The sequence below is a fragment of the Aeoliella straminimaris genome, assembly GCF_024054565.1.
Classification (GTDB): Bacteria; Planctomycetota; Planctomycetia; order Pirellulales; family Lacipirellulaceae; genus Aeoliella; species Aeoliella straminimaris.
This window is the reverse complement of record NZ_JAMXLR010000015.1, coordinates 73,519-95,294: the sequence shown is the minus strand read 5'-3', so window position 1 is coordinate 95,294 and position 21,776 is coordinate 73,519. Positions and strand designations below refer to the sequence as shown.

At 61.0% G+C, this 21,776-nt stretch carries 16 protein-coding genes and 1 other RNA gene; 1 reads left to right on the top strand and 16 read right to left on the bottom strand.

Going from position 1 to position 21,776, the window contains the following annotated elements:
• Positions 1-54 precede the first annotated feature (54 nt).
• Positions 55-729, top strand: a complete 675-nt coding sequence (locus NG895_RS03560; RefSeq protein WP_252851077.1) for a PH domain-containing protein — start codon at positions 55-57, stop codon at positions 727-729.
• A gap of 45 nt (positions 730-774) precedes the next feature.
• Here the strand turns inward: NG895_RS03560 and NG895_RS03555 are convergent, their stop codons facing one another.
• The 16 genes from NG895_RS03555 to NG895_RS03480 form a co-directional block, all read right to left on the bottom strand.
• Positions 775-960, bottom strand: a complete 186-nt coding sequence (locus NG895_RS03555) for a hypothetical protein (RefSeq protein WP_252851076.1) — start codon at positions 958-960, stop codon at positions 775-777.
• An 18-nt stretch (positions 961-978) separates the two neighbouring features.
• Entirely contained in the window at positions 979-2,109 is a 1,131-nt protein-coding gene (locus NG895_RS03550) for a DUF1559 family PulG-like putative transporter (protein ID WP_252851075.1), read from the bottom strand.
• 121 nt (positions 2,110-2,230) lie between these two features.
• Entirely contained in the window at positions 2,231-2,425 is a 195-nt protein-coding gene (locus NG895_RS03545) for a hypothetical protein (RefSeq protein ID WP_252851074.1), read from the bottom strand.
• Between the two features lie 242 nt (positions 2,426-2,667).
• Entirely contained in the window at positions 2,668-4,212 is a 1,545-nt protein-coding gene (gene rpoN / locus NG895_RS03540) for an RNA polymerase factor sigma-54 (RefSeq protein WP_252851073.1), read from the bottom strand.
• 421 nt (positions 4,213-4,633) lie between these two features.
• Positions 4,634-5,842: an acyltransferase family protein gene (locus NG895_RS03535; RefSeq protein ID WP_252851072.1), complete on the bottom strand. Its 1,209-nt coding sequence runs from the start codon at positions 5,840-5,842 to the stop codon at positions 4,634-4,636.
• A complete protein-coding gene (locus NG895_RS03530; protein WP_252851071.1) occupies positions 5,839-6,210 on the bottom strand; it encodes a YbaB/EbfC family nucleoid-associated protein in 372 nt (123 codons plus the stop codon). Before NG895_RS03530 ends, NG895_RS03535 begins: the two co-directional genes overlap by 4 nt.
• A 136-nt stretch (positions 6,211-6,346) precedes the next feature.
• Entirely contained in the window at positions 6,347-8,215 is a 1,869-nt protein-coding gene (gene dnaX, locus NG895_RS03525; RefSeq protein ID WP_252851070.1) for a DNA polymerase III subunit gamma/tau, read from the bottom strand.
• 101 nt (positions 8,216-8,316) lie between these two features.
• Positions 8,317-8,415, bottom strand: an RNA gene (ffs, locus tag NG895_RS03520) — signal recognition particle sRNA small type.
• Positions 8,416-8,457: 42 nt separating this feature from the next.
• Entirely contained in the window at positions 8,458-10,953 is a 2,496-nt protein-coding gene (locus tag NG895_RS03515; RefSeq protein ID WP_252851069.1) for a WD40 domain-containing protein, read from the bottom strand.
• Between the two features lie 26 nt (positions 10,954-10,979).
• Positions 10,980-13,430 carry a DUF1549 and DUF1553 domain-containing protein gene (locus NG895_RS03510; protein ID WP_252851068.1) on the bottom strand — a complete coding sequence of 817 codons (2,451 nt, stop codon included), beginning with the start codon at positions 13,428-13,430 and terminating at the stop codon, positions 10,980-10,982.
• Positions 13,431-13,463: 33 nt separating this feature from the next.
• The gene (locus NG895_RS03505) at positions 13,464-15,776 is read right to left on the bottom strand and encodes a PPC domain-containing protein (RefSeq protein ID WP_252851067.1); all 2,313 of its coding nucleotides are present in this window, start codon (positions 15,774-15,776) and stop codon (positions 13,464-13,466) included.
• 60 nt (positions 15,777-15,836) lie between these two features.
• Positions 15,837-17,138 (bottom strand): DUF1501 domain-containing protein, encoded by a 1,302-nt coding sequence (locus NG895_RS03500; RefSeq protein WP_252851066.1) that lies wholly within the window; start codon positions 17,136-17,138, stop codon positions 15,837-15,839.
• A gap of 447 nt (positions 17,139-17,585) precedes the next feature.
• The gene (locus NG895_RS03495) at positions 17,586-17,789 is read right to left on the bottom strand and encodes a carbon storage regulator (RefSeq protein WP_252851065.1); all 204 of its coding nucleotides are present in this window, start codon (positions 17,787-17,789) and stop codon (positions 17,586-17,588) included.
• A 209-nt stretch (positions 17,790-17,998) separates the two neighbouring features.
• Positions 17,999-18,556, bottom strand: coding sequence for a hypothetical protein (locus NG895_RS03490; protein ID WP_252851064.1), 558 nt, complete (start codon positions 18,554-18,556; stop codon positions 17,999-18,001).
• A 661-nt stretch (positions 18,557-19,217) separates the two neighbouring features.
• Entirely contained in the window at positions 19,218-20,201 is a 984-nt protein-coding gene (locus NG895_RS03485; RefSeq protein WP_252851063.1) for an SUMF1/EgtB/PvdO family nonheme iron enzyme, read from the bottom strand.
• A 189-nt stretch (positions 20,202-20,390) separates the two neighbouring features.
• Positions 20,391-21,590, bottom strand: coding sequence for a serine/threonine-protein kinase (locus tag NG895_RS03480; RefSeq protein WP_252851062.1), 1,200 nt, complete (start codon positions 21,588-21,590; stop codon positions 20,391-20,393).
• Positions 21,591-21,776 lie beyond the last annotated feature (186 nt).

Sequence of the window (21,776 nt, the reverse complement as noted above, 5' to 3'; positions counted from 1 at the left end):
GCCCTGGTGGCGTTCCACTGTGATCAACTGGTCCCGTACAACGAGTGTTCGTCGATGAACTGTCCGAACTGTGCTAGCGAAATCGAAAACGACGCTGCTTTCTGCCAGCATTGTGGAGCCCGCATTGCGGACGACCACTCCCAGGCGGAACAGGCGGAGAACGATGCCGAGTTTCCCATTCCTCCCACGGGTACCGATGCGACCAGCAAGTTTCAGCGGGCGGTTGCGGCCAGGCAGGGGGACGACGACCATGTGGAGGACGACGTCTGGAACGGCTGCTACTCGCCCAAGGCGATGGTGGGCTGGTGGATTGCCGCCGGTGTGATCACGGTCGTCGCCCTGGTGGTGGGCCTGATGTACTTTGGCGATTACATCGGCTGGCTGTTGCTGGCCTTGGTGATTGGCTGGGCGGCGCTTGGCGGGCGGTACGCTTATCGCCGGTTCGGCATGCACTACTACCTGACCAACCAGCGCTTCATCCACGAGGTGGGCATCCTGTGGCGGCGAATTGAGCGCATCGAATTGATCGACATCGACGATGTGACCTTCCGCCAGGGGCCGATCGAACGGATGTTCAACGTCGGCACCATCCACATTTCGAGCAGCGACAAAACCGACCCGGAGATGGATGTACCAGGCATCGAGGACGTCCGCCGAGTGGCCGACCTGATCGACGACCTACGCCGCAAAGAGCGCCGGCGCAGAGGATTACACATCGAGGCAGTGTGAGACCGCGATGGCTGGATGCGACTACCGATTAGCTGGCCTGACGAACTACTTGGTCTGGAAGCCAGCGGGTGCCTGACTGGTGGTCGAGTCGTCGACCGGCTCGCCCAAGGGTTGTGCATCTTCGGGAATCTGGGCCGAAGGCTTTTCGGACATGCATCCCGTAAGCAGCGGACACGCCAAGACCAGGCCCATCAACGTCGGAAAAACAAATCGCGTACTGATACACTTCATCGCTTGGCTCCTGCAGCCTCAGAGTTCGGTAGAGTCGACCAAGTCTTCGCCCTTCATGGTCGAAAGAAACATGTAAGTGGCGAAGTCGATGTCTTTGGTAAGGGGTCGAACCGAGCCGTCGGACATGGCGAACATTACTACATCACCTTGGTGCAAGCTGCCGTAGGTTCCGGACGCCACGTCATACTTGGTTTCCGGTGTTGGGCTGCCATTGTAGGACGATGCATCCAGGCCGAGCACCGTCGGAAGCGTGGCGTTGCAGGCCCAGGAAATGCCGGATACGAAGCCGGTGTAGGTGCCAGTATTTGTAGTGATGTTCTCACCAATCATACCGGGGGCTTCGCCAAACATCAGGGTGTTGCTGGTGCCATCGATGATCTGGGCCATTCGCGTCTTACTGCGAACGAAAAACACCCCGATCCACCCGTCGTTGATCGACTTGTACCCACTCGAACCTAGGGCCAGTTCCGGAAAATTGGGATCCTGCTTGCCACCCAAGCCTTCCACGCCCTGGTAGTGCGTGATGCCCGGCAGTGGATTGTCGGGCGTGTAGGAACCGCTGATGATGGAGAGTGTGACCTGTCCATTGCTAATGAGCAACTCGTTCCATTTTCTGGCCATCACTCCGCTTTGGGGAGTCTCGTTGGTCATGCTGGGGCATAGCAGGCCCGGGATGGTCGCCTGGCTGGCGATACTTGCATTGACATCGGCGTACCATTCACTGGGTGCAAACTTATCGACTCCCATTGGAAGGGTCTGCGAAAACCGATCGTAGACCACGTTGGCTTCCATGTAAGGAAGCAGGTAAGTGAAGACACCGTTGAGCTGGTAGTACTGAGCGGTGCTGCCGACTGTCTGGCCGATCGCTCCAAATGTCTCGGGCACTTGCTCTCCAGACAAGTGTCCCGGTGGCAGACGCTGCCGGGCGCTTTCGTAGTTCAGCGCCGCCAGAGCGATTTGCTTGAGGTTGTTGGTGCATGAGGAACGCCGGGCTGCTTCGCGGGCCGATTGGACCGCTGGCAACAACAGAGCGACGAGAATGCCAATGATGGCGATGACGACCAATAGCTCGACTAGGGTAAATCCCTGGAATCCACGCCATCGGAGGGATGGACGTTGAAAGGCAACTTCGCGGCGTTGCGTTCTCATAGAATCTCTGCGGGGACAGGGAATCGCCTGTAGAGCATACGGCCGCTGCCAGCGCGGAAGCCAAGCTAGCGCCCCACCGACCAATCCGATTATCCTAGCTTAAGCCACCTAAACAGTCAATCTAAAGGCTTTTTTGTGGGTCCAACTGGTCCTCGGCATCCGGTTGGTTGTCGCAGCCGGGTGGTGGGGAGCCATCGTTCGGAAGGCCAAACACATTGGTGAGCATTAGTCCTGCGATGACTCCAAGCAGATTGGTGATGAGCGCGGCTACGACGATGAACAGCACGTGTTCGCTGCTGTAGCAAGCTAGAATCAACGAAACGATGGTGAAAAACAGCAGCAGGTGGGCGAGTCGAAAGCGGAACCGCCGGACGGGCCGGTCGTCCGCCTGGGGCGGAGTGTAGGGGCTAGTCGCCCGTGTGGGTGGATGAGAGCCATCGATAGCGCCGCCGCAGTTCCAGCAGACCTCGAACCCCCGAGGGACCGCTTCGCCACAGTACTGACAATTGGTGCTAATCGGTAGTGCACCCTTGGGCGGGAGCTTCGGTTGCTATGGGCCTACTTGTCGGCAGTCGCCCAATCGCGTCGCTGGCGGCTGCTGGGGATATTCATCGCCTTGCGATACTTGGTCACCGTGCGGCGTGCGACCGTGATACCTGCTTCGGCCAAGGCGCTCACCAGGGCATCGTCGCTCAGCGGCTTGCTTTTGTCTTCGTTGTCGACAATTTCCTGCAACTTCAGCCGCACCCGGTCCCAGGCCACCTCTTCGCCATCGGCGCTGGTGGTTCCGCCGACGAAGAATCGCTTCAGCGGGAAGATGCCACGCGGGGTTTGAATCCACTTGTCATCCACCGCGCGACTGACCGTGGTGACGTGCACGCCAACCTTGTCGGCGATCTGCTGCATCTTCAAAGGTTCGATGAACTCGGGGCCTTCGTCGAGGAAGCGAGTCTGGTGGTCGACGATCGCCTGGGAGACGCGCGAGATGGTGCCGCGACGTTGTTCGATGGCGTCGATCAGCCACTGTGCGGCGTTGATCTTCTTCTTGATGTATTCGCGGGTCTCGACGTCCTTCTGCTGTGCCGCCTGCTGCAGCAACTTGCGATGGTAAGGACTGATCGACAGCGAAGGGATCTGGCTGTCTTCCAACCGTACCGTGTAGATGCCGTCCTCGCCCCGTTCGACGAATACATCGGGCGTTACGCTGGGCACGCTGACATCGCCGTAGTCGGCGCCAGGCTTGGGCTTTAGCTTGCGCAGTTCGGCCCAAAGTTCGTTAATCAGTTCGATGGAGAAGCCGGTCTTCTTCGAAATCAGCGGCAACCGATTATTCTCGAGATCTTCCAGATGATTCTCGATCAGGGTACGCAACTGTTCGTGGTGAGGCATCGAGGGCTTGATCTGTAGCAACAGGCACTCGCGCAGGCTACGCGCGCCAACGCCGGGGGGATCGAGCGACTGCACCACTCCCAACGCTTGCTCGGCAACGGCCAGTTGTTCTTCGCGGTACTGCTGAGCGTTGCCGTTCAGGTCGCTGGCAGCCGGCGGAATGATTTCCTCGAGTGGCGTCTTCAGGTAGCCGTTGCTATCCAGACTGTAGACGATGCGTTCGGCCATCTGCCGCACGGCCGGCTCGATTTCGAACCAGCTGAGTTGATGATGCAGGTAGTCGGCCAACGACTCGGGACGGGCCGAAATGTTGGCCATCGCGTCGTGTTGCCGGTCGCCGTCCGACTCGATCTGATCGCGGGACGGCCGACTTCGTTCTTCGTAGTCGTCCGGCAGATTCTCCGCCATGTTGAGCAGGCGTTCGAAGTCGTCTTCGTTGTTGTGCTCCTCGTCGACAACCAGTTCCTTCTCCGACTCGGTGGGAGCGTTAGGATTTTCTTCGTCCTGTTCTTCCCGCGAGTCGCGTTCGCTATCCGAGTCTGTCTCCCCCGACTCTTCGGTTTGCTCGAGCGTAGGATTGTCTTCCATCTCCTGCTCGATCCGTTCCTGCAAAGCCATAATCGGCAACTGCAAGATCTCCATCGACTGGATCATCCGCGGTGCAAGCACCTGCTTCTGAGCCAGTTGCATTTGTTGGCCGAGCGAAAGACGCATGGAAGTGAACTGCTAAGTTGTGAAGGAAGGGGAGTAGGAGGTTAAGCCTGTGACGAACGATTCAATGGGTTGTTGTCGGCGGTCCTTGGCCGACGCCTCTAGCATACCGCTGTTTGCCTGGAGTGGTCAAACCAAACTTGAAACCCGTAGGTATGCTTAATCTTAGCCTACCACCCGAAGGGGCAGCGGCGGCATACCAAAGTGTACACCGAGTTAACCACACGGTAGGCGACGCTCCAGGGCCGCTCGGGGGGATTGGGCAGAGGAGGCCCCCTGTCGGTGTTTCCAGTTTCCCCATTCTAACGAGTTTCCTCACCATCTGGCGAGGGGGCCGAAAAAATTGTTGTCCTGCGCGTAACCCGCACTTTCCGAACCGGTGTTGCGAAAAAGGGCAATAACGATGCGAGCGGTGCAACACCGGTTAGTACGGGAAGTATCGCTTGAGGTTCAAGAACCACTTCTCCAGCAAGTGCCAGCTGAGCCAACCAATGCACCACGCGGCCGCAATTGCTAGCAGGTAGAGCAATAGCTGCCCTACCCACGGACAGGTACTAACCTGTTCGAACGTCAGCAGTGGTGTGTAGCGGTCGTTGGAGGGACTGATTAAGAATCGACGGAAGGAGAGGAGCACCACGGTGTGAGTCAGGTAGATCGCAAAACTGTATTTACCGAACGATCGCAAGAACCGGGAGCTTAGAACCCGCCGCGCGAACGGGAGTGCATCGGTAGCGACCAACAAGATCACCAGACTGCCAAACCCGATGGCCATGAGCGAGACACCTACCAGCAAACCGAAGGCGGTCCGCGCGTAAAGACTTTCGCCCACGTACAGCGTAGCGATCCACTCGCCCACATAAGCCGTGGTGAGCGTCAGCGTCGCGGTGGCCAGTAGCAGCTTTCGCCAGGGCCGGGCTTCCCAGCCGGCCCGCAGTGCCGTGGCGATCCAACTGCCCACTACCAGCCCGTCGAGCCGGCAGGGGGTGAACACGTACACGGTCGTGAGCCCTTGGTCCCAGACGTAGAGCATTGCCGCCCGCAACGCGATGGACAGCACCAGCAACACAGGACACAACCGCAGGAGCCCGCGCTTGCCCACCAGCAACACGACCAGCGGCCACACCAGGTAGTACTGTTCTTCGATGGCCAGCGACCAGGTCACGGCCAGCAGCCGGTTATGAATTCCGTTGTCCCAGGCAATGGCGTAGTTCGACAGAAAGCACCAATAAGTCCAGTCGTGGTGGCCCACCAGTCCGTCGCTGGCAGCCCGTGCGGGAAACAAGACCGGAATCAGCACCAGCACCGTCGTCACCACGACGTAGTACAGCGGAAAGATCCGCAGCATCCGCCGACCGTAAAACGAGCGGAAGTACCGCGGCGACTCTCGTGCATCTAGCAGGATGCCGGTAATCAGGAATCCCGAGAGGACGAAGAACAATTCGACGCCCGACCAGCCAAAGTGACCAGAGTAGATGAGCCAGCGATCGAAAGTCGACTGGCCGTGGATGATGGTGAAATGATGAAACAGAACCAGCAGGATGGCGACGCCCCGCAGGCCGTCGAGCTCGGTGATGCGACGCGCTTCGCCAGTAGCGGGCGATGGCGTCGAGTTGGTCGTGGGCAGGGCGGTCACGGGGTGGGAGTCGTGTCGTCTCCGCCGCCCAGCATGTCGCCGAGGCCGGGCAGGTCCAAGCCGCCGGTGACTTCGGCCATGGCCTGTTGATGCAACTCGCCGGCTTTCGCCTTGGCCGAGTTGAACGCGGTGGGCAGCAGGTCTTCGAGCATCTCTCGCTCGCCCTTGGCCACCAGGTCTTCATCGAGCCGGACGGCCAGTACCTCGCCCAGCCCGTTGATTTCCACCTCGACCAGGCCGCCGCCCGCCGAGCCGGTAACCCGCTTGGTCTTGAGCTGTTCGTTCAGGGCCTGCATCTTGGAGTTCATTTCCTGCGCCTGCTTCATGATGTTGCCCAAGTTGGCAAGCTGTCCAAGTCCTTTAAGCATGGCTGACTCCGTAACTAAGTTAGAAAATGGTTGTGTTGATTCTAGCACACCGTCGGGTGACGGCTGATCGCGAGCGGTGAATTTCTGGTCATTGTCAATGGCCGAGGTGGCCATGGTGCTCGAGAACCTCGTCCATCTACCGCTTGTTGCGAGGTGGTATGACTTTGAGTTTGGAGATGTCGGTGTTGAACAGTTCCATGGCCCGCACGACAAAGGGCCGCTCGGCCACTTCGCTCTGCAGTTGCCGCTGCGAGACCACTCGCTGCGGCTTGGCCTGCTGCGTTTCGACCTTGATCGAGCGGTCGATCTCGAACTTCAGCGACACCGCGCCACCGAGTTGTTCTGCCAGCGAGCGTTCGAGCGTTTGCAGGTTTGCCGGTTGCTGGCACATGTCCAGCGAGAATTGATTGCTCGGTGCGAAGCGGACCAGCACCCTGGAATCGCCATCGAGCTCGACATGATGTGCCTGCTCGGCCTGCATGGCGAGCAACCCTTCGAGGCTGCTGGTGACGTGCTTCCAGGCTGCCTTTACCGCTTCGCTGGTCAGCGCCACCGGAGCGCGTGGGGCCGCAGGCGCGGGAGGATCGACCCGATGGGCCGCGGCGTCGCCGTTGGTGGCCGGCGGGGGCGATGTGCGAGCGGGAGCAGGCGCTGGGGGCTGCGGTGCCGGAGTGGTCGCCGCCGGAGATTGGGGGGGCGGCTGTGGCGACACTGGGGCTGCCGGCGGTGGTGTGGGCGCGGTTGACTGAGGCGCCGCTACGGGTTGCGGGCTAACGTTTTTTTTTACGCCCCCTGCACCGGCGGAAGCGGGTTCTGAGGAACGCAATTCGGCTACGGCGGCCGCCAGGTTATCGAGATCATCCAGGTGGGCCAGCCGCACCACGGCCATCTCGGCCAGCGTTCGCGTGTGCAAACTGCCCCGCATCCGCGAGGCGGTTTGATCAAGTACCTGAATCATGGCCAGCACCGTGTGCACGCCCAGTCGCGTACCGAGCTCGCGAGTCTGTTCGTACTGGCTCGGTAAGGCGTATCGTAGTTGCGAAGTATCGCACCCCACGACCATCGCCATGACGTCACGAAAATAGCCAAGCAGCTGATCGATCAGCTGCCCCACGTCGGCGCCGCCCACGATGGCCTCGTCGAGGCTGGCAATTGCCGCCGCGGCGTCGCGGTTGACGATGGCTTCGACCAATTGCGCGATGCGTTCGCCCGGGGCCGTGCCCAGTAGCGTGTAAACCTCCTGGGCGGTGATCTTGTTGCCCGCCACGGCCAACAGTTGCTCCAAGAGCGACTGGCTGTCCCGCATCGAGCCCGCCGCACGAATCGACAGCACGGCCAGCGCCTCGTCGTCGATCTCCACGCCTTCGGCCTCAGCGATTTGCGAGAGCCGTCCGGCGATGGATGCCGCTTCGATGCCCGCGAAATCGAATCGCTGGCACCGCGACAGGATGGTGATCGGAATCTTGTCGGGCTCGGTCGTGGCGAAGATGAACTTCACATGCTCGGGCGGCTCTTCCAGCGTCTTCAAGAGCGCGTTGAATGCGCTTTTGGAGAGCATGTGCACTTCGTCGACGATGTAGATCTTGTAGCGACAGCGGCTGGCCCGCACGTTGGCGTTCTGCCGCAGGTCGCGGATGTTGTCGACACCCGTATTGCTAGCAGCGTCGATTTCCATCGTGTCGACGTCGTCGCCGGACTTAATGGCCTGGCAGATGTCGCACTGGTCGCACGGCTCGGTGGTGGGACCGTGCACGCAGTTCAGCGCCTTGGCCAGGACGCGGGCAGCCGAAGTCTTACCGACACCCCGGGCACCGGTGAACAGATAGGCGTGGCCCACGCGGCCGCTGGAAATGGCCTGCTTCAGGGCTTTGGCGACGTGTTCCTGGCCGATCAGCTCGTCGAACGTCTGCGGCCGATATCGTCGGGCGACAACCTGATAGCCGGCGGCCTGAGGGGCCTCCTTGCCGGTGTGTGTCGCTTCAACTGGCGTATCGGGGTCGGCCATGACGTGCCCTGCGAGTGGCCTTTGCTGGAAATCTCGGACGAACGGAAAGCCTCGCACGCGGCCGCTGGTGGGCACCGGAGGAGCCATGCTGGGAGGGCGACGCCGGGCGAGAGACCCCCACACAAAGAAGCACGAGCTTATGGCTGCTGTGTTTCCACCCTGACCAGGTTCACTAGGCCCCCATTGCAGGGGCCTCTCGCTTGACGCCGTCACCTACAAGTATGACGAGTAGGACATGATCGTCAATTGCCCGGTTCGAACTGCTTGCGGAGCTCGGCTGTGGCGTGGAAGTCGGAGAGGGCTTTTTCCACTTTTGCCTTTTCGTTCGACAGTTCGGCCAATTCCGCTTCGAGCGAGGACGCCGCCTGCTCGGCCGTGCTGGCCACGGCGGCCAGCTCCTTGCGTTTGGACTCGAGCTTCTCCATCTGCTTGCGGAGCGCCTCGAGTTCGGCGGCAACTTCGTCGACCTTGGCTTGCTCGGCCGCGTACTGCTCTTCGAGCTTGCCGAGCTCGCCGGTCTTCGCCTCCACGGTGCTCTCTTGCTGGGCGAAAGTCGCTTCGAGTTCCACCTGCGCGGCGGCATAAGCTTCGATTTCGGCGGCAATTGCGGCGATGTTGTGCTCGGCCGCCGCTTTCGCCTGCCGCTCGGCGTCGAGCTGCTGCTGCAATCGATCGCGCTCGGCAGTGAGGGCGTCGATCTTTGGCAAGCTCTTTTCTTCCGCTTCGAGTTTCTTCAGTGCCTCGCGCTTCTCTTTTAGCTGCCCGGCGAGTGAGTCGAGCGAACTCCTGGCCGCCTTACGCGACTCGGCTAGCTTGGGCTTCTTGGCTGCAGTTTCTTCGCGCTTGGCGAGAATGCCCTCGAGGGCCGATTCTTGCTCGGCAATCTTGCCTTCAATCTCGGCGGCCGCTTTGCCGTCGGCCTCTTCGCCCTGCTGATTACCGACGGTGGCCAGGTGCTGCTTGAGTTCTTCGAGCTTGGCCTCGGCGGCATGTTGCTCATCCACTACGGTCATGAGCGCCTTGTTCAGTTCGTCCATTTCCTGCTTGCGGAGTTCGAGCTGCGCTTGTTGTTCGCCGCGAGCCTTTTCAAGCTTGGCGAGGGCATCGGTGGCAGCTTGCTTGGCCGCTTTGTGTTTTTCGACCACTTCGGTTGCACCGGAGAGGGTCATCGTAGCGGCGGCCAGCGCTTGTTCGGCGGGTTCGATTTTGGGCACAATCTCGGCCAGCGCGTTGTTCGCCGCGTCGAGCCGCATCGTAAGCGTGGGTGGGTTGGCGTCCAGGCGGCCAAGCTCCTCGCCCGACTCGAGATTCACCAATCGCACCGCGCCGGTCCAATCGGTGAACACGGCCTTGGTCTCGTCATGCGTGGCGGCGATGGCCAGCGTGATGTCGTCGCCGGTACCGAGCTTCTTGAGTTCCTTGCCATCGGTGTTGTACAAGCGAGCCACGCGGTCGCGACCCACGGTTACCACGCGGCCATCCTTGGTGAACGACACATCGAGCACGCCCGGCCCGGCCCGCCACTGCTTGACCTGATTGCCACGCGGCTGCCAGGTGCGGATGTCGCCATCGTCGCTGGCAGTTACGACCAGCTTGGAGTCGCCACGCCACGAAACGGAAGTGATGGCCGCTTTGTGCCCGTTGAGCGCCGCCACGGGGCGGCCCGTGACCGCTTCCCACAAGTGGACGCCACCCGAGCGATCGGCAGTGACCAGCAACTGGCCATCGGGGCTGAACTCCAGGGCCGTGACCCAGTCGGTGTGTTTGGTGATGCTGTACGCCAGCGAGCCATCGGCTGTGCGATGGACCTGCACGCGTTTGCGAGGGCCGCCCATCGCCACGAGCGTGTGATCGGCCAGCAGGTCGGCGGCCAGAATGGTGTCGAGCTCGTCCCCCACCTCGGCAATTCGTTCGCCGGTCTTGATGTTCCATAAATGCACGACGCCCAGGGACGCGCCCCGCCCACCGCCGACCATCAACAGGTCGCCATTACGGCTGAAGCGAACCACCTGGGGTTGCCCCACCACGAACGGCAGGGCGGCCAGCAGTTCGCGCGTATCGGCATGGTACAGCAGCACCTGCCGCTGTCCGGTCAAGGCAATCAGCGGCGCCCAGGGACTGGCCGCCACGTCGGCCACGGCGCCGGCCGTTTCGGTGCGCAGGACCGGTTCGCGGAAGAATCCGCCCGGCATGGCGGGCTCGCCGCTGGGGCGATTGTCGGCCGAGGGGACGAAGGCCTCGACGGCCGGCTTCTTCGACTTCAGTGCCTTGGAGCCCGAGTTTTCCAGCAGCCCGCCATCGATCCACGCTTTGACCAGGTTCAGTTGTTCGTCGGGCAGCTTGTCCGACCCCGGCGGCATGACCGGCGTTTCGATGTGTGCCATCAATTGGTACAGCCGCGAGTCGCCCGCGACGCCCGGTTCCACGATCTTGCCACTGGCGCCGCCGGTCATGGTGTCGCCGTACGATTCGAGCGACAAATCACCACTCTTCCCGCCCGAGTCGTGACACGCCAGGCAGTGCTCGCGAAAGATGGGCGCCACGTGATCGTCGAAGGTCACTTTCTCGGGGGCGTCGGCCTGGGCGTAGGGACACACCGCCACAATCAATAAAGCGGTGACGATGAATTCGGAGTTCGGAATTCGGAATGCGGAATAGAGGATGTTCCAACCGCTTCGCGCGTCATTCCGCACTCCGCATACCGCCTTCCGCATTTGCGTTTCGTCAAGCTTCGCCATGGAATCAATTCTCCACACTGTAGCCTCTAGTGGTTGAACAAGAACTCGCGGCTATTCAAGATGGCCCAGAACACGTCTTCCAGCTCGGCGACCGGCTTGTCACCGTCGCCAACGGCTGCCAGCAGTTTTTCGCGTTCGGTATCGCTCGGCTTACGGGCCAGGCACCGCAAGTAAATGGCGTCGATCACCTCTTCGGGCGTGCTTCCTTCGTCGAGCATCGTGCGAACCAGCTTGCCCTGCGCAATTTTGCTGTGCACGGTGCCGCCGTTCAGCAGGTGCAGCGCTTGGGAAAGTGTTGGCTCGCTTTTCACTTCGCAAGCACACACCGAATCGCGGCGAGCGCGGCCAAACGTGGTGAGGAAGTAGTTGCTCGAACGGCCATCGGCGATCTCCACCGCTCGCGAACCCACCGGCAAACCGGGCAGCTTCTCGGGCGCTTGGGTCACCTGGCAGATGCAGTCGAGCAGCGTCTCGGCCGGCATGCGGCGTGTTTGCGCGTGGGCAAAGTTGGCCGTGTCGGTTTCGTTCGACTGGTTGGTAACGGTCGAACGCTGGTAGGCGTTCGAGTTGCAGATGTCGCGGACCAGTTGCCGCAGGTCGTACTTGTAGTCCACCAGGTGCGTTCCGATCGCATCCAAGAGTTCTGGATTCGAAGGTGGGTTGCTCACGCGGAAGTCGTCCACCGGTTCCACCACGCCCACGCCCATGAAGTGGGCCCACACGCGGTTGGCCAGGCTTGGCGCGAACCAGGGGTTTTCAGGGCTAGTGACCCACTCGGCAACCACCTCGCGGCGATCGCGGCCCTTGGTGTCAGGTTGCTCGCCACCCAGGAACTTCGGTGGCACGTTCTGGCCGGTGACTGGGTGCTTCGACTCGCCACTGCCGCGGTTGAAGACCAGCCAGTCGCGATAGTCGCTGCCCCGTTTGCGGGAAATCTGCGTGAAAAACGCGGTGAATCCGTAGTAGTCGTCCATCGTCCAGCGATCGAACGGGTGATTATGGCACTGGGCACATTGCATGCGAATGCCGAGGAACGACTGGGCCACGTTCTCGGAAATCTTGTTGGTGTCCTGCTCCACCAGGTAGAAGTTCACGGCCGGATCGTCGAACGAACTGCCGCTGGAGCCGATGAGCTCCTTGAACATCTTGTCGAGCGGCACGCCGGTTTCCATTTGTTCTTTGAGCCACTCGGAGTAGAGGAACATGGCCTTATAGTCGACGCGGTTGTTCTCGGTCCGCACCAGTACCAGCTCGGCCCACTTCATGCCCCAGATCTGCGAGAACTCTTCCCGTTCCAGTAGTTCGTCGATCTTCTTGGCCCGCTTGTCGGGCGTGGCATCGGCGACAAACTGCTCAACCTCCTCGGGCGTGGGCAGCATGCCGATGGTGTCGATGTACAACCGGCGAAGGAACTCGGCGTCGGTCGACTGAACGCTGGGCTCCAGCCGCAGGTCGGCGAGCTTGCTGTCGACCAACTCGTCGATGTAATTCACCGGTGGCGGCATCTCCGCTTCGTACTCCAGCCCCTCAGGCAGCACGATTACCTGGCTGCCCACGGTGTGGGTGTCGAAGCGAGCCATGACGAACGCCTCGCCCCGCATGCCGGCGGTGGCCAGGGCCGATGGATCGAGCTTCGCCACCGAGTCGTTGTTCGAGCTGAACACCGCCAGGTTGGTCACGTCGCGGGTCGAACCGTCGCTGTAATTGGCGATGGCCACGAACCGCTGCGTGGTGCCGGCGCCCTCGAGCACCACCCGGGGCGGATAGAACTCCACGCTTTCGACGGTTGGTGCCCCTTCCAGGTCGTTGGGCACCCCGCTTTCGATCCACTCTCGCAGCTTCTCGTAATACACGGTGTCGTGCTCGAACAGTTTGCCACCCGTGTGCGGCACTCCACCCACCGCCTTGACCAGCAGCAAACTGTCATCGGGCAGGGCGCGGTTGATGCGGCGAGTGGTCATTTCGCGGGTCAGGCGTTCGTAGTCGCCCTTGGGATCGAAACCAAACAGCGACAGCCGAAAGCCGTCCTTGCCCCGGGCCGAGCCGTGGCAAGCGCCCGAATTGCAGCCCGCCCGGACCAGTACCGGGATGACGTCGTGCCGGTAGCTGATCGGCTTGTTCACTTCCACTCCGGTGACGGTTACATCGCACTGCGAGGCCAGCTCGCCCAGTTTGGCGTGCAAGATGCCGTGGCCGTTGGTCTCGGGACGCAGAATACTGCCGTCCAGGAAGGCCACTTCGCTGTCGAGCGACCACTCGACCTGCTCGGTCACGTCTTCCGACACGCCATCGGCGCGCTTGGCTACGGCCACCACCGATTGATAGTCGGCCGCATGGTTCAGCGACGCCGCGGGGGGATAGACGCTCAGCTCGACATACGTCGCCTCGCCGGCCAGTGCCGTAGAAGCTGCGAACGTTGCCAGAGCCAACGCGACGGAAGTGTATCGTGGGAGCATTGAAGCAAATACCGCTTTCATGCTGGTGCCTTTATGGTGCTGAAGGAAGGAGCACTATCGTGATGCCGTGGCGTCGGTCGATGGCGGGAGCGGTTTATCGACTCGCAGTTCGCCGTAGCCCACCGAATGGGTTACTGGCTCGCCGTTCTCCATCACCGTCACCCGGCAAAACTGACCTTTGTGCTGGCCGGGGCGGGCGTCGTCGGCCACGCTGAGTTCAAACGTAATTTCAGTAGTGTCTTTGGTGATCATGATCGGCTCGGTCGAGACACCCGGTGGCAGATTGATGAGCTCGACTTTGGCCTCGCCCTCGAAGGGGGTGCTTTGCTCGATGGTGATCGGGTAACTCACATCATTGCCTTGCTCGGTGTTGGGCCGCGGTAACTCCATGGCCAGGTACGGTGCGGCCACCGTGAGCGTGGCCAGCGGTGTGACCGTGACCAGCTTGCCGCCCACTTCGGCCTCGCCCCGAACGACGATGGGCCACTCGCCGGTGCGGGCGTTCTGGTTGGCCGTGATCGGGATGAGGCATTCGTTCTCTTTTTGGTTCACTCGCCGCGAGTTGTTGCTCGAGACGCCTGGCGGGTTGTACAGCATGCGAACCAGGATCGCCCCTTCGAAGCCCTCGGCCCGTTCGGCGACAATCTTCAGGTCCTTGTTGCCACGTTGCACTAGCGGACACTTCGGTTGTTCGATGCGGATGCTGAACGGTGCCTTTTCCGTCACTGCGACCACGGGCCGGGTGCCGGTGAAGTTCCACATATCGACGTTGTTCTGCCCGCGGATCATCCAGTTCACTTGCTCGAAGTTGGCCACAACCGGAGCGTCGTCTTCGGTGCGATGCGCCGAAAGCACGGCCAGCGACTGTCCCAGCGGCGCGTCTTCGGCCGCCGATACAACGAACGGCACGCGGTCGAAGTCGCCCCGCAGTTCGGGGGTTTCGACCGACACGCCCGGCGGTAGCTTCGACCAATCGAACGCCATGGCTCCGCCCGTGTCTTGCCGACCGACGCGGAACACGCCGCCGTTACGATTGCCCCGCGGCACGTCGAGCAATTTGGCGACGTACCGTTGTTGCTCGTCGATCACCAGGTCCACTGTGGGCACGGGCGACTTCACCTCGAGCCAGTAGATGTTCGCTTCGTCGCCACGTCGCAGGCGTTCTTCCACTTGGGCGATGTAGTCCCCGTCCTCGGGGGCCTGGAAGCGAATGTACGGGTCGGGATAGCCCCGGTCGTCGTCGTTGCCTGCCAAGTTCTTTCCTTCGGCATCCAGCACACGAAGAACCAGATCGCCGGGCGAGCCGATCCGCCGGCTGTGGGCCCGCAGGTGCAGTACCTGTCCCTTTTTCGCGCTGAAGCGGAAGTGGTCGCGCTCGCCCGGTTCGGTGAGCCGGCCGTAGAACGCTCCCGGGGCTTCGCCCACGGTGGCTTCCTGCGGCTTGTTGTTGGGTTCGGTCTCGCCGGTGACTGGCATGTCGACCACCCGCAGCAGGTGGGGCGAAGGCGCCCAGCCTCGCTCGTCGTGCGGCACGTAGGCGAACGCATTGTCTGCCACGTCGGGCAGTTTGACTTCCTGGCTGGCCTCACCGGCCGCGTCGCCCAGCCACTCGATGGCCACGGTTTCCCCTGCGCGTCCGCCCGGCGGGTACACAGCTAGAGGCCGGGGGAAGTTGCCAATGTGCAAGCGGTACGTGCAGTTGTCGTCGCCGCGATAGGCCGACTCGCGGAGCTCGACCATGTACTTGCCATCGGCCGGCGCGACGATCGACAGGCACGCGTCCTGCTTGACCAGCGGCCAGTCGTCGCACTTGGCCAGTTGCTCGCCGTCGGGACCGTAGAGCGTGATCACGGGATCGAAGAACGTGCGGCCGAGCCGCAGTCCGTCCACTTCCACGGCGATCACCTCCCCGGCAGTGACCTCGAAGGAGAAGTAGTCGATGTCTTCCCGCTTCACCACGCCATTCGTCACCGAGCCGAATTCAATCTCCTGCGGCGCGTTGGGATCGGAATTAGGCTCGACCTCTTCGATCTCCGGCAGCGCGCCGACGTGTAGGGTCATCACGTTCGAGATGCCGGTCTTGGTCCGCAGCCGCAGCGGGTAGCGGCCCGGCTTGGTGGTTTCGGGCACCACCAGGATGGCCTTGGTTTGATTGTCGTCGACGCGCTCCAGGCTTTTGACTTCGATACCCGGGGTGTGCCAGAGGATCTCCAGCGGATCGATGCCCAGCCGCGGGCCACGCAGCGAGATTTCGGCCTCGGTGCCGCGCTGGGCGCCTTGAGGAACGAGCTGACTGAGCTGCGGCGCGGCGGCCGACGCCACGCTATTCGCGAGCAGAACGGCAGCAACCAGAAATAGCCATCGCATAAGGGGCCTCGCCTGAGGTGGCCATGAGGGAAGGATTTGGAAAAGGATTCAGGGATTCGACTAGCCCACGATCTCGTGGCGGACCTGCCCGCCTTTGACGATCTCGATGGGCCGGGCACCTGGCGCGATCAGCTCCTTCTCGGCGTTGATGCCAAGCTGGTGATACACGGTGGTGGCCAGATCTTCAGGGCTGATCGGCGTGTCGTCCGGCTCGGTAGCCGTGGCGCCGCTGGAACCAACAATCGACCCGCGATGCACACCGCCGCCGGCCAGGGCCACGCTGAACACCTTGGGCCAGTGGTCGCGGCCACCGTCCTGGTTGATCTTCGGGGTGCGGCCAAACTCGCTGGAAACCAGCACCAGCGTCGAGTCCAGCAGCCCCCGCTCGTCGAGGTCGGAGAGCAGCGCCGCGTAAGCACGATCGAAGTCGGGCATCAGTCGACGCATGTTACCGGTGATCTGGTTGTGATGGTCCCAGCCGCCGTAGGTCATGGTGACGAACCGTGCACCGGCTTCGACCAGTCGTCGTGCTAGCAGCATCCGCGCGCCGGCCTGGTTGCGACCATAGCGATCGCGCATCTTGCCATCCTCGGCTTCGAGGTTGAACGCCTCGCGGGCCTCGGCGGAGTTCACCATGTCGAACGCTCGCTCGTAGAACGTGTTCATCGCACCGACGTTGTCGGCCGCCACGCGATCGTTGAAGTCGCAGTTCACCAGGTCCAACAGCTCACGGCGGCGGTTGTAACGCACTTCGTCCACACCGCCGGGCAGGTTCAGGTCGCGGACCTTGAAACCGTTGCGTTCTGGAGCCGCGCCCAGGCTGAAGGGTGCAAAGCTGGAACTCAAGTAACCTGTGCCCGCCGAGGGATCGAATTGGTTGGGCACTGAAATGTAGGCCGGCAGGTTGTTCCGCGGGCCGAGCTCGTGGCTCACCACGCTCCCCATGCTGGGGTAAACCAGCGCCGGGCTGGGGCGGTAACCCGTCAGCATGTTGTGCACACCCCGCTCGTGGGCGGCCTCGCCGTGAGTCAGCGAGCGGATGACCGTCATCTTGTCGGCCACCTTGGCGGTCTGCGGCAACAACTCGCTGAACTGCTCGCCGCGGATCTTAGTGTTGATCGCCCGCAGCTCGCCGCGGTACTCGATCGGGGCGTTGGGTTTGGGGTCCCACGACTCCTGCGCGGACATGCCGCCCGGCATGAAAATGTGAATGACGCTCTTGGCCTTCTCGGAAAGGGCGGTGGCGGACTCCGAAGCTTGCGCCTGGCGAAGGAATAAGTAGTCGCCGAGCGTCAGACCTAGGCCGGCCAGGGAGCCAACAGTCAGAAAGCTACGACGGGATAAGCCTTGGTAGTGTGGCATGCCAATGCTCCTTGTTTTGCAGGATGGCACCAATGAGATCGCGGCACGGCGGCCACGGGCTAGTCACGAGAGCGAAGCGGCAGGTGGGCTGGGGGCCGCGGAGGTGGGCTAGTGAGGTAGGAATTGCCGGAGGAAAAAATCGCTCTCCCCCCGACAGCGGTCCGCATCTTAGCGGTCCGAACCCCAGTTGTCAAAAAAAGTACCGCCGACCTTTCAGAAAAATGAAAGGCCGGCGGAATTATAAGTTCGTCGGTTTTTTGCTGTGTCCTCCGCCTTTCCCAGTGTAACACTGGGGCGCTCGACACGAGCTCCTGCTGGTAACCGCAGGTTGTGGCGACACAAGTTAGTGTCACTCTTCTGGCCCGACCTCTGCTGGGCTAACTGTCGAGGTCAGGCGGCAACCAAGGGTGGAACTTGGATGGCAGGGGCGTACCCGGCAGCGACCACTTAAGCCGCGGCAATCGCTGCGTCGGGATTGCTACCGCTTGCGGGAGGGGTCTCCCACGCTTCCAGCTCGTCGCGAAGCACCAGCACGTCGTCCGGCGCGTCGATGCCTACGCGAACTTTGTCGCCGCCAATCTTCACAATGGTTACTACGATCGAGTCGCCAAGCCGAATCCTTTGCGACTCTTTGCGGGAAAGAACTAGCATGTGGGGGCACCTCCGTGTTTTTAATCGCCGTACAAGGCTACTGAAGTCTTGTATACCTTGTGGCGGTTGGCAGGTCAATACGGTTCGTGCCAGACGTTTCCAAGAAACACCCCGCAACGGCGGTGTGCAAAGCCCTTGGAATTCCGTCCATGCTGTGGCTGTCGTGCCCTGTTTAAGGAGAGTCAAACGTTTTTTTCCGGCGGGGGAACTCAAGCAGCGGTTGCGGCCGCGGCGGTGGGCGACGCGGTGCTCTGCAACTGGGTCTTCGCACACCGTTCGCCAATCGCGTTGTAGAACCAGATGACGCCTCGTTCCCATTCCCATACGGCGGTCACCTGCAACTGCCGTGGTCCGTGCAGGACAAACATCGCCGCACACGCTTGGCCGTTGCGCTCGAGCGTCCGTTCGCTCAGGGGGAAATGGTCAGGCTCTAAATCTTCCAGTTCGCACAGTACTTCATTGACGTGGGTTCGGACTGCTTGGGGGTCCTCTAGTTGCTCTTCTCGCGTCCGCATGCTGCTACTAGTTCCTTCCGGGTAACGCCTGCTCTCCGGCTGGTCGCCTGCTCCGTGCTGCGTGGGCTCCAGAGGGAGCTGCGGCAGCTGAGGCGACAAGCACGACAGCCCTTGGCGAATGGCCGCATCCAGCGACCGGTCGCCAAGCACCACCGACGGTTGCTGGCAATAAAAAGTATCGGTCCAGCAACCCGGGGGGCTTTGGTTGAGTTGGTAAAATAGACAGTCTTGTTCGAATGGCGAAGGCGGCACGTGGCGCCACTTCGCTGGCTCGACACCCCACTATCGGCCACCCACCCCGCGAGTGAAAACCAGACCAGCCTGTCACCGGCAAGCTTTGCGTAGTTTGTGATTGTTAAAAGGTGGGCATTAGGCAGCCGGCGGCGAGCAGCGAAGCGTAGGTGTCGCTTACGCCGTCCGATGGTGGAACTCCGTAGAGTTTTGGTCGTTTTGGCGCGCTTTTGCGATATACGATTTCTGGTACCAAAACTCGCGCCGCATTGCTTTGGACTAATTTCGTAAGTCGCTCGAAGACAACACTTTGCGACATCTGCTGAATTCAGGACCTTCCGAGTTTTGGTACCCCCTGCGCGCCGAAACGATCAAAACCCCGTTGGTGGCCATTCGCTCCGCAAATGAGCGCAGAGCCCCGAAGCACCCGTCCACGTACCGAGCGACAACAACGACCTTTACTTACTCACCTAATCACCACTCTTCCGCACACGACCACGGGCCTGACGGCCCCCGCTCGCCGTGGGTACCTAGTGCCGCTTGATTATTGGACCAGACTGCCGCGTGATTTCAACGGCGATTTTTGGACACCCACCAATTGGCCACAACAATACCTGGTGGGTGAACCTGCCGGTCAAGCACCGCGCCGGCAGAACCACCCACCGTACGGCCCCAGCAGCCCTCAGGCAGCGCGTCGGCGTTGCCCCCGTACGATCAGCATCATCACAGCGGATGATAGGGCGAGTAGAAGTGAGCTAGGCTCAGGCACGCTGACGACACGAATCCCGATTCGAGGCTGTTTCGCGTCGACGAACGCTGAGTTACGAAAAACGGATGACATGTTCTCGGGCAGTTGGAAAATCCAACTACCGCCATTTGTACCGCGAGCGGCTAATGGATCGTCGTTCAAGAGGTCGCGCGTAGACTCTTCAAAGTCGGCAATATTGCCGGCCATCCCAACTAACCCGAAGAGGTTCTCTCCACCCGCCAGCATGACATCAGCAGGTCCGTCCTGGTTGAAGACGGCTGTACCTGGATCGGTTCCACTTGCCACGGGCACTGGCGGTTCGTCGCTACCGTAGGGGTAGAGCCAGTAGCGATCATTCACCGGGTCGTAGTAAGCCGCCTTGTGCCATTCGTCGGCGCTGGGCAGGAAGTACCGCGCGAACCGATTGCGGAACTGGTTCTCTGGGTCGTAGCCTGGGTCACCAGGCTCCCACAGCTGAAAGATTCCATTGGCGTCGAACTTGTAGGCCGGTGGTGCGCCTTTTACTTCGTTCAAGTAGTTCACAAACCGCGCCGCGTCGAAACAACTAAGCCCCGTGGCCGGTTTTTGCGGACCTCGCTCGACGTCCATCGTCAGGTCCAGCGGATGGCCTTCAGCATTCGATAGCGCATTTGCTTTGTATATGATCTCTTCGGAAATCTCATACTTTGCCATCCGGTAGACGTAGTCCACCGACCCACTGGGAAGCGGCGCGCTCACCGGATGGGGCACGACAGTATCCGCCGCGTTGCCCGGATCGCCGATCGTGACGAAATCAATCGTGAAGGTGTTTTCGCCAGTACCAAATGTGTCTGTGCCAAACGTATCGGCGCGAGAGAGCGCCGCCGAGCAGGTCGCTACCAACAGAGCGACTCGCAGCAAACTGCCTGATGTCGTCATCCCCAGTGTTCCTCAATCAAAAGCCCCAGTGCTTTCCAGTGTAACCTGGGGGCGTACTAACGTCACCCATGCTGAGTCTCCAAAGAAGCGTAGGGTGGGTGGTTCCGTCGGCGGTGACAACTTGTCGTGGCGAGCGCATTTTCCCGCCGATGGGTTCACCCACCATTGCGCGAAAACAACGACTACGCCCTACATGGGAAAACTCTGATCCATCCAACGTCGTAGGCAATCCGAGTAATCGCAGTCCAGAGATCCTAAGACCAATTGACGTCTCACAACGTCGCACTGCTGGATCGCATCTTCCGCCGTCGTCACGCGGTCTTTTTCATCGAACGCGATCAAACGTTTGCAGAGCGACATCAGCGACGCAAAGCCGCAGACATTTTTGGGCAGGACGCAATGCAGATTCTCCACCAACCATCGTTTCTCGTTGAGGAGTTCGTCGAGTGTTTTCGCATTAAAGTTGGTTACACGCCCCAATAGCAAGGCAATCAACGTGTACCCCAAACTGGCGAGATCCGATTGGGGAGTGGCTCTCCCACCCAGCAGTACCTCGGGCGCTGCAAAGTGTGGAGTCAGTAATCGGCCAACTCTCGGGGGACGAGGGCTTTCATTCGCTCCGATGTCGATGAGTTTGGCGCTACCCGTACGGTTTACCATGATATTCGATGGCTTGATGTCACCATGCACAAGACCAAGTCGGTGCAAGGCCGCGATTCCGGAAAGGCATTCGCGTACGATATGTACCACAATCCCAGGACTAAACCGCGGCGTGCCTTCGTCTCCGGCAACGACCGCCTCCTGGAGTCGTTGGCAGTCGCTGGCCGACTCTTGGGAGCCGAGGTGCGCACGCGAGATGCCCGACGTCAGCACCTTTAAATCGAACCCGTTGATCCACTCCATGGTCATAAAGCGGATGCGTTCTTGTTCGTAAAAACTCCACACGTCGACGAGATGGTCATGCTGGATACGCACAACACTCGCGGCGACATGGCTGACTCTTTGCATCGCCGCCTCGTATTCCTCCATCGTTGGGTAGATTGCCGGCGAATACACTTTCACGGCACCAACTACCGAGAAACCGTCGGACCCACTGCGAACCGTCCGAAATACGTAGCTCTCACCGCCCGTGCCGATCCGCTCGAGAATGTCAAACGTGGACGTCGAACTGATCTGGGCGGAGTGAATGATCGTCCGGAACACCTCCATGTGAGGCGCCATCGTTTCGGACACGGACGATTCGAGGTAGGGGATGTCGTCCCACGTTATGGTGGAGCCACTCGAATTCCACGCGTATCGCGAATTAGAGACTTCAGTACCCTGCATCATTGCCCCCCTCGGCATCGTCGCCGGTTTGAATGTTTCAGCAGAGAAGAGATCGCGATGCATTATTATATCCTCGCGCAGAGTGCCAGGTAGCTGGTTCGAGCTGCCGCGAGATAAACTAACGCGTCAGCTCGCGCGTCTCCCTCCCCTTGGGTCCCACCCAACGCCAAGTTAGGGCGGCCATCGAGGCCGTGGCGAAAGGCCTCCTTCGCGCATAGCAATTGTTAGCGCCAACCCGGCAGGAACCAC